This window comes from Paenarthrobacter nitroguajacolicus (genome assembly GCF_051027655.1).
GTDB lineage: Bacteria > Actinomycetota > Actinomycetes > Actinomycetales > Micrococcaceae > Arthrobacter > Arthrobacter nitroguajacolicus.
On sequence record NZ_CP073234.1, the window covers coordinates 4671372 to 4683781 of the forward strand.

Sequence of the window (12410 nt, forward strand, 5' to 3'; positions counted from 1 at the left end):
AAAGTTATGAGCAACGCAAAAGACGTAACTGACGCAAGCTTCAGCACGGATGTTTTGGCTTCCGAGAAGCCGGTCATCGTGGACTTCTGGGCAGAGTGGTGCGGCCCGTGCCGCAAGCTCGGTCCCATCCTCGACGAGATCTCCGTTGAGTACAGCGAGAAGGTTGACGTAGTAAAGCTCAACGTCGACGACAACCCCGCGATCGCCGCCGAATATGGCATCACGTCCATCCCGGCCGTCTACCTGTTCAGTGGGGGAGAAGTGAAGAGCACTGTCATCGGTGCCAAGCCGAAGCAGTTCTTCGAAAAGGAATTTGCAGACGTCCTGTCCTAGGCTTGACTTCTGATCTAGTTCGTAAAAAACCGGCGGTTGCTGCTCCCGAGGGAGAGGGAACCGCCGGTTTTTTGCTGCTCAGAATGACATAAACCAGAATAGGTCGCTTACACAACCTTCTTGCTCTGGGCAGGCTCACACCTTCTCATAATTGGTCTATTCACTTCTGCCTACCTGGGGTAAGGAGAAGTCAGCTCAACACACCCCTTAAGATCTTCCGGTCGCGTGTTTCTCATTCCTGGCCCGCCGAGCAGATTGCCTTCTCCCAGAACGAGCCGCGCGTCGCTGAGGGTCCTCTCCCGAAACCTCGCCCTGTCCGCTCCGGGTCCTCCGAGTCCCAGTCTCGGGTCACCGCGGGCCTGATGGGGCGGTATCGGGTTCCGCTTAACTTCGCGCTGCTTGAGGAAATGTTACAAGCTGGCCTGTTCGAAAGTTCTATAGAAGCTCCTCTACCGCCCGTCGGCGGGGAACGAGTTTGGTAATGACTCGGGGGCGCGGCGGCGTGAGTAGTTCTCAATCCCGTCGCACCTATAGCGAGCCAGCATCGACGAAATCAGGAATCTCTGACGTGGGGTAAAGACGCTGGTCCGTACGGACTTGTTTCACGTGAAACAGGGCGTTCGCGTTCACGGTGTCTGCTCGTTGTGTCACCCTAGGACATCGTTCCCAGTTTCACGTGAAACGTCCTCGGTTGCATCGCTGCGACTGCGCCCTGGGCTGGGCGTACCGGCTAAATCAGCAGAATAGCCACTAAGCGCACCACGGCGACAATTGGGAGGCAATCCGTTGCGCGCTTCTGTCTACACGGATAGTTTCAGTGCGCGTGGCTGGGATGTCCTTTGGCTGCGCCATGACCGGACGGCGAGGAATCGCACCAACTACGCGGGAAGTCAGCTCAACTGGGAGAATTTCGGACTGGGCTGAGTGTCACAGTCTAAGTCTGCTTTGGTCGCAGTTCCCTATGCCCCGATTACGACCTTTGGAAGGTTATGCTGTCATGCAACTCCAATCTATTTCCCTCGAAAGCGACTAATCCGCCGACCCTAAAAGGTCAACGGCCAAGTCAGGGCTGTGCAGTGCGGGCTCCGCTGGGGTTGCACCGCCTCCTACGGCGCCCCTAGTCGACCTGATAGCCACCAGACGCGCTCTTTGGGCGGCGACAGCCTTCGGCGGGATCTTGGCACCGCTACACGACGAGGACCCACCGAATGCCGCTCCAGCCGCTAGACAGCTACAAAATGGTCAGGGCATCTTTGCCCATGGTCTCCGTAGGTTGGGCCTCCATGGCGACTTCTGGCATTGCCAGTGGCTCTAATCTCCTACAGACAGTCCACATCTCATCTAGAAGGAGTGCGGCTAGGCCGGAATTAGCTACCCAACCACCACCCAGCCTAGGTTTGCGCGCAGAAAAACAGTGCCGAATCAGGCCGACGCTCCCAAGCGTCATGCCGAGACCAGGCCACACTCCAGCGCCCCGTCCGATTGCAGCAACGCGCAACACTGCCCTCACTCCGCTCGACTCCACCTAGCGTTTAGTGGAGGACCGCTGGAGCTGCGCCTGCAGCATACAACTCAGTAGAACCGCGTTCAGCCGGCATCCAGCCCCGCCACGTCGGATTAGTGTGCTGCGAGTCCATTTGAGATCCTCTTGCCTAGTCCTCAGTTCCGACAGAGTGCCGTCACTCTCAGGAGGGGGTTTTGAAGAGCTCAATTGAAGCTGAACACAAGAAGTTCTCTCCTTCCTCGTGGTCTGAGCGCGTCGGCAATGATTCTTGCCAGCATATAGCGTGGGCACCTGCGGACGTGCGACCGGCCCTTGGCTCAGGCAAGCAGTGTTTCACGTGAAACAGGACTTGGCTTGTCGGACTGTTCGCACTATTTGTTGTTTCCCAAGCGGCCAATAGAGCGCCAGTTATTGGGTCCGATGGATCAAGGCTGATCAGGCCCTCGTAGCATCCGTTGAGTCATCTGGCTCCGTAGCGGCCGGGAAGATGAGCCGCCCTGAAGTTCGCTGCGCCAGGCCACAGCGATGAAGTGGCGTCATCCACTCTGGGTGAGTTCCGAGTTCGCAGCCTGCACGCAGGCCACCCACGAGCTGGCTCGGTGCAAATTCATGTCCGACCCGCACCCGAGCGGCTCGCCCGACGCAGAAGGAAACATCCATCGAGGCCTCGTGTCTCACCCACCAATGCACGCAGGACTGCTATTGGCGCTACACCAACGATTGCGTCGGGCGCCTCAGCATTGAAAGACACGTATATATCCGCTCCACTGACACGAAAGGCCATTGCCGACTACGGCCAGCAAACCCTGGCGGCACACAAGCCCCCATCAGCATCGAAGCTGAGCGGCTAGAGCCTGGCGCATCCAGATCACTTGGGCCGGCACTACGCTATTCAGGGCTCAGGGACATCCAGATGCACCAGCGGAGCCTTGACGCTCCCTGGGCGACCTTTTGCTGTTTCACGTGAAACAACGAACAGGAATGCGGACCGTTTCACGTGAAACAGTGTGCGCTTCGAGTCGTCGTGCGTGAATGCAGGTGAAAATCGCAGACAGGGAGGTCTCATCATCACGGACATGAACGACGCTGGTTGCCAAAGCCTGACCGATACAAGAGTCGATGCTACTAGACAATGGGCGCGGTCAATTGCGTCTTGTCAGGAGACCGTGGCGCATGAGATGGAACTTGCTGCTTGCATACGATCGATCACTCAGTTCAGACATCCATGCGCACAGAGCTGTAGACATCCGATGAATATGCCGTGCTGATTGCTGTTCTCCCATTGAATGTCATGGAGCGTGGCGCAAAGTACAGGAGACGAAGCTCAGAGTGAGCATGTCCTATTCAAGTGACGATCGTAACTCAACCCACCTTCCGCAGAGAGGGAGGTCATTAGCGCTCGTGATCCACGCAGGAGAAGTGCAATCAAGCGCTTCCTGCAGCAAGACCAGCCAGGGGGCGCTTAGGAGTTAGGCGGCGACAGCGGTAATTATCCACAGACTTATGCACAATGTTATCCACAGGCTTATCCACCGCTCATGACATTGCCCACATCTGACTTAGAAGTGGATATCGCAGTCGCAGACTCGTGGGTTAAGTGAGGACCGTGGTGACCCTGAGAGCAGATCCTGGGGTTGGCCGATCTAGGAGCGCGCATCTCGAGTCTCACCCCGCTAAATCAATGTAAATTGAGCTCACGGAACAAAATGGAGCGCGCTAGTTGCACAGACCGTTCACACTCACGACATATCGAGTCCCAAACGATCAATAGGCCCCTCCGCTGGATCCCCGGACCTGCAGGAGGACGAGGGCGGTCGATGCGAATCCATTGAGAATCCACAGAGTTATCCCCAACGTTTTCCACATGGTTATCCACCGGCCTATCCACCGTAGCCTCCCGACCTCCGAGGGCATCCACCCTGGCTTGAACAGAACCAGTAGAGCGTCGTTTCACGTGAAACACGACAGCGGCACCTCTGTGTGTTGCGGGGGCCTCCGGCTCCGCGTGTCAGGCTCCAACAATAGGCTCAGCTTCCGACCGGAAACTCTGGACTTGGATAGTGGTGATCGAACCACTCAGGCTATAAAGTCAGTTCTACAACATCAGACCAATCGTGTGCTTCATCACTGGGACCAGCAGTGTTCTTACATAAGCTGTGCAGATCCAACTGCTTCAAAATCTCCAGGCCCTATGTAGCGGACGCAGGGAACGCTGTAAGATACCATCCCTGATGTCATAGCATTGCTTGACCCGCGATGGTCCAAACTAGGTCGTGCCGCCCCAGGGAAGCGGTAGACATCATTTGCTATGTTTCCCCAGGATCTCGGCAGACTTAGATTGGGCCTCACTATCCGTGCTGACACCGGACTGCCCTGCACCTCTTGGACGGAACTACGAAAACCAATCCACGCCGAAGAGCACGTTTCACCCGCAGGTGTGCCCAGCCGCCATCCTGGAATCCAATACCCCCTTGAGCCGCCGGTGGGGAAGGTCCCTGCTGTCTAAGGCGGTAAGGAGCGCACCCTCTCCTGAAGGCGGGCAGCCCGCTCCAACGAAGGGAAAGTCCTAGGTACGTGCAGGGAAACGGCTCAGCGGAAGTAGATTCTGCGCTGCTGAGAAGCATTTGCAGACTGCTCTTCCGCTGCCAGCCCTCGGCAACCTGCGCATCCCACAGTATCTCCGAGGACGGGCCCGAGAAGGGGCTCCGGAGGAGAAATAGGTCCTCGGCCCATGTAATGTTCCCGAACCTTTCCTGAACGATTCTCGGCTGCCTGTACGGCCTTGTAAGCGTCCAGGGACGCTGGAAAGCGCGGCAGCAAGGCGTTCTTCCCATGACGACTCACCCATTGGGGCACGTGTGCATTGAACCGAAGGTCCATCGGAGGGGCAAGCACAAGACGATGTTGGGCACCGGGATGGGACCGGTTCTGGTCCTACACACAATGAGGCATTTGGCCCCAGTAAGAGGAACTAAATGCTAGTCAACAGCCATCCTGTCCCTGGCAAACTACCACGAATATTGCCGCCTCCCCGAGGGGATACCCCTCGAGGTATCGCACTTCAGCGAATGGAGACTTTCTGGGCGCACAAAGCAGAAGCAACCAATAGGCTTCGCAGTGGCCAGGTGGCAACTGCTGCGTCGCCAGGCTGTCACATAAACGCACCCGACGTGCGCATTGGTTATTCAGCTGTCACCGAAGCAATGTGGAGAAGAGTCGAGCAAGAGACCACTGTTTCACGTGAAACGCTCGCAGAATCAAGCACTTGGATTCCGATGTCAGGGGATTTCTCACTGCCGACTGCGTCAAAGACCATAGCAGGACCACCCACGCATATGCCGCTCGTGCATGACCAAAGCTACCCATGTCGAGGCGCACCCTCCTGCCGTCTAACGGCTGCGTTTCACGTGAAACATAACAAATCACAGACCGCGCCGTGATTTCGAATGCCAGTCGCCCGCCTCAGCGCCATACCAACGCTGGTTCGCTAGGGGATTCCATGCCCAAACCTCGCCGACCTTTGCGCGGGGAAGACCACCCTGCATACAGCATCAAATCACATCGAGCGACGAAGGATCCATCACTGAGCCATCCCCCTGTTTGGAAGGGAACCAATGCAAATCCCTATAAAATCGAGGCCGTCAGTCGTAGCCCGCATCCTGTGTCTTGTCTCTGAACACGCGACCCGGAAATCTGCGAATTATGCCCCTGACTGCTATCTGATCCCGATCTCACGGCTATAAAGGAACACATCAACACCAAACTTCCTGGAATATGCCCGAAGACCGCAAAAGGACCCGACCGAAGCAGGCCAAGCGCATTGGGGGACTACTAAACTGCACGTTTCACGTGAAACTCACCGTCTCAGGGACACCGCTATTCTTACAATCTCGAAGATTCGTCTCTAGCTACGTCGTTCGATTTGTCCTGGCAGCGTACTCGCGCGCGGCCCGGTGTCCGTGGCTACCCGAAGCCGATGGAACTCCACTGATTCGCCGTGCTTCGAGACGACGACCCAACTCCCGACTGCGCGAATAGGGACCTCGACCTTTCCACCAAACTAGTTTTGCCACTTAGGAAGCTGCAGAACGGCAATGGGACACGGATCTCCCGTGCTGCCCCAATCGGATGGGAAGACCGGAGTATTGCTGGCGAAACCTCGGAAATGTGGAGAGAAGTCAGCGTACCATCTCCAAGCTAGGGCCACTCTAGGGAAATTCGTGACAGTGTTGACCTGGTTGTCCGATTGCATCCACGGTGGACCAAGCGGCAACATGTCTGCACACGCAAATTAGGCACCCGTTCGGATCAGCTCCCGCAGTGCATCAAGCACACGTGGTTTCACGTGAAACACGGAACCTAACGGGAGTCGACAGGATTTTGACGAGCACCGCGCATGACTTGATGAGCTTAACAGCAAATGGGACCCACATGGCATATGTGAGCCCCATTCATCGATAGTTGTATTTAGTCCTCTGCGCCAGGGCCCAAGACATCCATAATGCGGTTGAGATCCTCAACGCTGGCGAACTCAATACTGACGCGTCCCTTGCGTGCACCCAAAGTGATTTTCACGTTTGTGTCCAAACGGTCCGAGAGAGATGAAGCGAGGTAGTCCAACCGTTCGTGCCGGGCGTTGGGCTTCGGGATGCTGCTCTTAGCCGGCGTAGCGGGATCCTGGTAGAGAGCAACTGATTCTTCGGTGGCACGGACGGACATACCCTCGGCCACGATCTTCTGCGCCATTCGTTCCATAGCCGCAGCATCGGGGAGTGCAAGCAAGGCCCGAGCATGCCCGGCGGACAAGACACCCGCGGCTACTCGGCGTTGAACCAATGGTGGAAGCTTAAGCAGTCGCAGCGTGTTGGATACTTGCGGACGGGACCGACCGATCCTGTCTGCGAGCTGTTCGTGTGTGGTGCCGAAGTCCTCCAGGAGCTGCTGGTACGCTGCTGCTTCTTCCAGCGGATTCAGCTGGCTCCGATGCAGGTTTTCCAGGAGGGCATCACGGAGAAGGTCATCGTCGGTGGTATCACGGACAATCGCCGGGATCGTTTCGAGTCCCGCAGCCTGCACAGCACGCCAGCGACGTTCACCCATAACCAATTCATACGGTTCTCCCCCCTTTTCGGTTGAAGTCCGCACGACAATTGGCTGGAGGACCCCGATTTCCCGCACCGAGTGCACCAGCTCGGCCATGTCATCTTCATCGAAGACCGAACGAGGCTGTTTGCGGTTAGGGTGGATGTCCCCGACGGGGATCTCAGCAAACCGAGCTCCAGGGACTTCCACCAGCTCCACGTCGGCTACGGAGCCTATGGATTCAGCGGCAGGCGCGGCGGCCGCCGTCGTACCTGCTACGTCTGATCCTGGCCTGCCAGCGGCGGCAGCACGCGAAGCAGCGGGTTTCGAAGCCGACCTTGCCGACGTCGATGTCTTTGTGCTGGCGGACTTCGTCGCCGAGGCCTTGGAAGGCGATTTTGCAGGAGACGGTTTTGAATCAACAGCATCCGATTGCTCAAGCGCGGGCTCTACCGTCGCAGGCTTCTCGGCTTTCCGGGCCTCGGGAAAGAATAGATCCACGGGCCGGGACGGTGCGGTACCGTTCCCTTGGGCCGCGGCCGAGCTAGGAATGAGAGCCCCAAGACCCCTGCCGAGGCCCCTTCGCTTTTCGCTCATTGATTCATCCCTCCGATGGAATAGCCGAGCACGGACCGGCCCAAGCTGTTGCAGTGTTTCAAGAATTCTAGCGTTCAGCTATTTCGGCGGCGGCTTCCATGTAGGAAAGTGCGCCGCTCGAAGAAGGATCGTACGTCATGACCGTCTGCTGATAGCTCGGAGCTTCAGAGATGCGTACCGACCGAGGAACTACAGCACCCAGAACCTGCTCGGGGAAGTGTTGCCGTACTTCGGATGCAACCTGCGCGGCCAAGTTCGTGCGGCCATCGTACATGGTCAAGAGAATGGTGGAGACAACGAGGTCTGCATTCAGGTGTTTCTGGATCATCTCGATGTTCTTGAGCAATTGGCTCAGGCCTTCCAGGGCGTAATACTCGCACTGAATGGGAATCAGCACCTCGCTGGCGGCGCAGAAGGCATTGACTGTCAGCAGCCCCAGGCTGGGAGGGCAGTCGATGAAGATGAAGTCCAGCCGGCCCTCGCCAGTGTTCTCCCGCTCCTTGGCGTACACGTCAATGGCACGGCGAAGTCGCTGCTCGCGGGCAACAAGTGAAACAAGCTCAATCTCGGCGCCGGCCAAGTGAATGGTGGCGGGCGCGCAGATCAGGTTGGGTATGTCAGGGCACGGAGCTACAACATCCTTGAGCGGAAGATCGTTGATGAGCACATCGTAGATGCTGTCTACGTCAGCATGGTGCTCAATACCCAAAGCTGTAGAGGCGTTGCCCTGGGGGTCGATGTCGATCACCAACACGTTGAGACCGGCAGACGCCAAGGCGGCAGCAATGTTCACGGTAGTGGTGGTCTTGCCCACGCCGCCCTTTTGATTGGAAACCGTGAAGATGCGGGTTTTGTCAGGCTTAGGCAGTTCCCGGCCGATCAGCCGTTCGCGGCGTCGGGTTTCGTTAGCCAGCTGGCGGGCGATGGGACTGGAATCATCGATGGAATCCATGACGTTACGCACTCCATCTGAGACGGTTTCACGTGAAACGGCAGCGTTATCAACCGAATCAGTTCGCACTATTGCGGACTGGAGAGATGCAGAGGGTGTAGCCATGGCCCGCGCGGACCCCAAAGACATAAACGGGGGAATTCGCTGCGTGGAGGTTTCACTACTACCCACTGGTCACACTCTCACTCTCATTCGGCGCTTGCTGCCGTTCTCTAGCCTAACCGCTCGACCGCCGACACGCGGGAAACCGAGCGGGACCTACGCCGTCTTTCCGGGCTTGTTGACGATGATCCTCACCACGGTGGTGGGTTCCTCCAAAAGTTCCTGTCCACAAACCACAACTGACGTTTCCACGCCCCCAAGCTTGCGGATGACCTTCTTTGCCTTCTCGATCTCTTCCGCGGCGCTGCGTCCCTTGATGGCCACTACTTCGCCATGACCATTCAGGAGAGGGATGGTGAGACCAGCCAGATTAGTGAGGGCAGAAACAGCCCGTGCTGTAACGACGTCAGCATCCACCATTCCGACCGCGAGCTCAGCCCGGGTCCTCATGATGGTGACGTTGTCCAGGCCGAGGTCATCCACAACCTCTTGGAGCCAGATGACGCGTCGCTCCAGTGGCTCAATCAAGGTCAGCTCGAGATCAGGGCGGGCAATTGCCAGGCAAAGGCCCGGAAGGCCCGCGCCGGACCCGACGTCTGCAACATGGCTGTCCATGGCAATGGCGGACTCAATTACTGCACAGTTCAGGACGTGACGACTCCAAAGGCGCGGAATCTCACGGGGACCTATCAGCCCGCGTTCAGTACCTGACGTAGCCAGATGTTCCACGTAGCGCTTGGCAAGATCCAAGCGCTCCCCAAAGATTTTCTCTGCCGCTTCCAGTTCAGCTGCCGTGATTTCAACCATGAGCTGCTAGTCAGCCGAAACGACGATGTGGCGGCCAGCGCCTTCGCCCTCGGACTCGGAGACGAATCCGAGATCAGCAACGGCGTCGTGGACGATCTTGCGCTCATAAGCACTCATCGGCTCAAGGGCAACCGTGCCGCCATCAGCTTTGACCTTCGCCACAGCATCCTCGGCGATCTGCTGAAGTACGCCGGCGCGTTCCTTGCGGTATCCATTGATGTCCAGGACAAGACGTGAACGGCTTTCGGTGGCCGAAAGGACCGAAAGACGGGCCAGTTCCTGCAGGGCTTCCAGAACTTCTCCATCCCGCCCCACGAGACTGTCCAGCGCTGCTGACTCTTCATCAGCACCGATGGAGATGTATGTGCGCCCGTTGCGGACCTCGATGTCGATGTCGCCGTCAATGTCGGCGATATCCAAGAGTTCTTCGAGGTAGTCGGCGGCGATGTCGCCTTCCTCTTCCAAACGGCTGGCCGTCTTGGACTGCGTCTCTTCCTGCGAGTCCTCTTGGTCTTCGGTCACAGCGGTCATTGCTTCTTCGGTGCTCTCGGCAGACATTACTTCTTCTTCCTGTTCTTACGTTGTGGCTGGACGCGCTGGGCCCTGATTTCGGCGGCTGCCGCAGCGGCAGCTTCGGCTTCAGCGGCAGCGTCCGCGGCGGCGTTCTTCTTTCCACCCAGCAGCGGGGGCAGGCCCTTAGCGGCACGGCGCTCTTCCAGCGCCTTGGCTGCGGGGGATCCCGGCGTAGGCATACGGCGGATAACGAAGAACTGCTGGCCCATGGTCCAGAGGTTGGTGGTGGTCCAGTAGATGAGGACACCGATCGGGAAGTTGATGCCACCGATACCGAACACGAGCGGCAGGATGTAGAGCATCATCTTCTGCTGGCGCATGAACGGGCTGGCCATGGCCTCTTCGGACATGTTCTTGGCCATGATCTGCTTCTGGGTGATGAACTGCGACGCCGTCATGGCGATGATCATGATGATGCTCAGAACCCAAACAGCCACAGCACTGTTGCCACCACTGGGGTCACCGTGAAGGAGCGAAGCGGACAGCGGCGCGCCAAAGATGCTGGACGAATCGAACTGAACTACCTGCTCGTGACTCATGGCACCGACGCCCTGGCCCTGCTTGGCGTTAGTGGAGATGCCCGACAACACCTGGAACAGGGCGAAGAAGAACGGCATCTGGATCAGCATCGGCAAACAAGCCGAGAACGGGTTGGTGCCGTGCTTCTTGTACAGCGCCATCTGTTCCTGCGCCATGGCCTGGCGGGACAGCTGATCCGTCTTGCCCTTGTACTTGGTCTGAAGTTTCTTCAGGTCCGGCTGCAGCAGCTGCATGCCGCGCTGCGCTTTGATCTGCTTGACGAATACAGGAATCAGGGCGGCACGGATCACCAACACGAGGCCAATGATGGACAAAGTCCACGTCCAGCCGTTCGCGGCGGGCAGCCCAATGAAGCTCAGTCCCTCGTGGAAGCCAACCATGATGATTGACACCAGCCACTTGAACGGAAACATGATTGTTTCAAAGAAGTCCATACGATATCCCTATTCGTTAGGCCGCCGAGCGGCCTTCTTCATCAGCCTGAGCAGCCAGGAACTGGTCCGGATTGTTCAGTACAACAATTGTGGGCGTCCGGCCTTCAGGCCAATGACGGTGACCGGCGGGGACATGGTCCACTCCACCGGAGTTCCAAGGGTGACATTTGGCGAGCCTTTTCGCTGCGAGCCAGCTGCCCTTCACGGCGCCATGCACCGTCACTGCTTCCAAGGCGTAGGCCGAGCAGGAGGGGAAGAAACGGCAAACCTGGCCGTACAGGGGTGAGACGACCTTACGGTACGCCTTCAGCAAGAGAATGAGGATGTTGCGGGGCAGCTCCCAGAGGAACGTGCCTACCGCCGCCGGAAGGCTCCCATGGGGAACCTTCCCGGAGGGGTCGCTTGAGGAAGGAACGACGGCGGTGCTTATGTCATGCACGCGGTGTCCCTTCCGTTGTGGTGCCGTTGTGTTCGGTCGAAGCGTTGCGTGGAGCTGAGCCACCCAATCGCTTCGTCGTCACTGCCAGTGCGGCGTTGTAGTCGGAGAGCAACTGCTCCCAGCTGGCTGTTGCAGCTGCGGGCAGCGCCCGGACTACTACCGCCAGACCCGTTCCATGCGTATGCAAGGACAGTGCGCCTGCTTCTCTCAGTCTCCTCTTAACGAGGTTCCTGGTCACGGCGTTCCCGACGGCTTTGGAGACAATGAAGCCGATTCGACTCGGCTCCCCGGCCTCGATAGAGGCCGTATATAACACTAAGTTCCGGCGTCCATTGCGGACGCCGGAACGTACAGTTGTTGAAAAGTCGGTAGACGTCCGCAGACGGTTAGGGGTGGCTAGCACCGTCGAACCTGCAAAAAGACCCTGACCGACAAGTCAGTTATTTACGCCGACAGTTCGACGCGGCCCTTGCCGCGACGGGCAGCCAGGATGGCACGGCCGGCACGGGTGCGCATACGAAGGCGGAAGCCGTGCTTCTTGGCCCGACGGCGGTTATTCGGCTGAAAAGTCCGCTTGCTCACGTTAGTTACTCCAGTGGATCAAAGGTGCGCCCACCCGATCAAAAAAGGGGAAGAACTGGCCGACGCTAAGTTTTGTATGTGCCTGCCGCCGTTGCCTCCCGCACGATGAACGTACGGAGTTACAACTGATCTCAAAAGCGGACACAAAGGACTTCACAACGTTAGGGCAAAAAGGCACCCACAGTCAAACCGGGAGCCTGCCGCGGAGGTATCCACAGCTGTGTCCAACCGCAGTTCGCAGCCTGTGGATGAAGTGGCTCACAGGCCGCTTTTGAGAACCACAACGGTGTAATTATCCACAGGCAACTTCCCAGCTATCTTCTAGCGATTCCATCCCCTAGAGTGGCTCAGTAGCCCAATGTCCACCCGCTGTGTATAACTCTGTGGATTATCGCCCAGAACAGCGCCGCCGGAGACACTTCGGCTGCCAGCAACGCCGGCAAGCAAGTATTTAGGAACTGATTG

General features: G+C 57.8%; 9 protein-coding genes. 1 reads left to right on the forward strand and 8 read right to left on the reverse strand.

Features of this window, described 5'->3' with window-relative positions; translation table 11 throughout:
* Window positions 1-6: 6 nt before the first annotated feature.
* Window positions 7-333: a thioredoxin gene (gene trxA, locus KCX59_RS22095; protein WP_014923339.1), complete on the forward strand. Its 327-nt coding sequence runs from the start codon at window positions 7-9 to the stop codon at window positions 331-333.
* 5971 nt (window positions 334-6304) lie between these two features.
* Here the strand turns inward: trxA and KCX59_RS22100 are convergent.
* The 8 genes from KCX59_RS22100 to rpmH form a co-directional block, all read right to left on the reverse strand.
* Window positions 6305-7516, reverse strand: a complete 1212-nt coding sequence (locus tag KCX59_RS22100; RefSeq protein WP_179018020.1) for a ParB/RepB/Spo0J family partition protein — start codon at window positions 7514-7516, stop codon at window positions 6305-6307.
* A 67-nt stretch (window positions 7517-7583) separates the two neighbouring features.
* Window positions 7584-8639 (reverse strand): ParA family protein, encoded by a 1056-nt coding sequence (locus KCX59_RS22105; RefSeq protein ID WP_370628910.1) that lies wholly within the window; start codon window positions 8637-8639, stop codon window positions 7584-7586.
* Window positions 8640-8726: 87 nt separating this feature from the next.
* Complete coding sequence (rsmG, locus tag KCX59_RS22110) at window positions 8727-9377, reverse strand: 16S rRNA (guanine(527)-N(7))-methyltransferase RsmG (RefSeq protein ID WP_090822133.1); 651 nt, start codon at window positions 9375-9377, stop codon at window positions 8727-8729.
* Window positions 9378-9383: 6 nt separating this feature from the next.
* Window positions 9384-9935, reverse strand: a complete 552-nt coding sequence (locus tag KCX59_RS22115) for a protein jag (protein ID WP_017199746.1) — start codon at window positions 9933-9935, stop codon at window positions 9384-9386.
* On the reverse strand, window positions 9935-10924 hold the full coding sequence (gene yidC, locus KCX59_RS22120) for a membrane protein insertase YidC (RefSeq protein WP_091464261.1): 990 nt from the start codon (window positions 10922-10924) through the stop codon (window positions 9935-9937). The genes KCX59_RS22115 and yidC overlap by 1 nt, the downstream gene beginning before the upstream one ends.
* A 16-nt stretch (window positions 10925-10940) precedes the next feature.
* Complete coding sequence (gene yidD / locus KCX59_RS22125; RefSeq protein ID WP_178994670.1) at window positions 10941-11426, reverse strand: membrane protein insertion efficiency factor YidD; 486 nt, start codon at window positions 11424-11426, stop codon at window positions 10941-10943.
* Complete coding sequence (gene rnpA, locus KCX59_RS22130; RefSeq protein WP_091464267.1) at window positions 11356-11766, reverse strand: ribonuclease P protein component; 411 nt, start codon at window positions 11764-11766, stop codon at window positions 11356-11358. The genes yidD and rnpA overlap by 71 nt, the downstream gene beginning before the upstream one ends.
* Window positions 11767-11807: 41 nt before the next feature.
* Window positions 11808-11945, reverse strand: coding sequence for a 50S ribosomal protein L34 (gene rpmH / locus KCX59_RS22135; RefSeq protein WP_011776797.1), 138 nt, complete (start codon window positions 11943-11945; stop codon window positions 11808-11810).
* Between the last annotated feature and the right edge of the window lie 465 nt (window positions 11946-12410).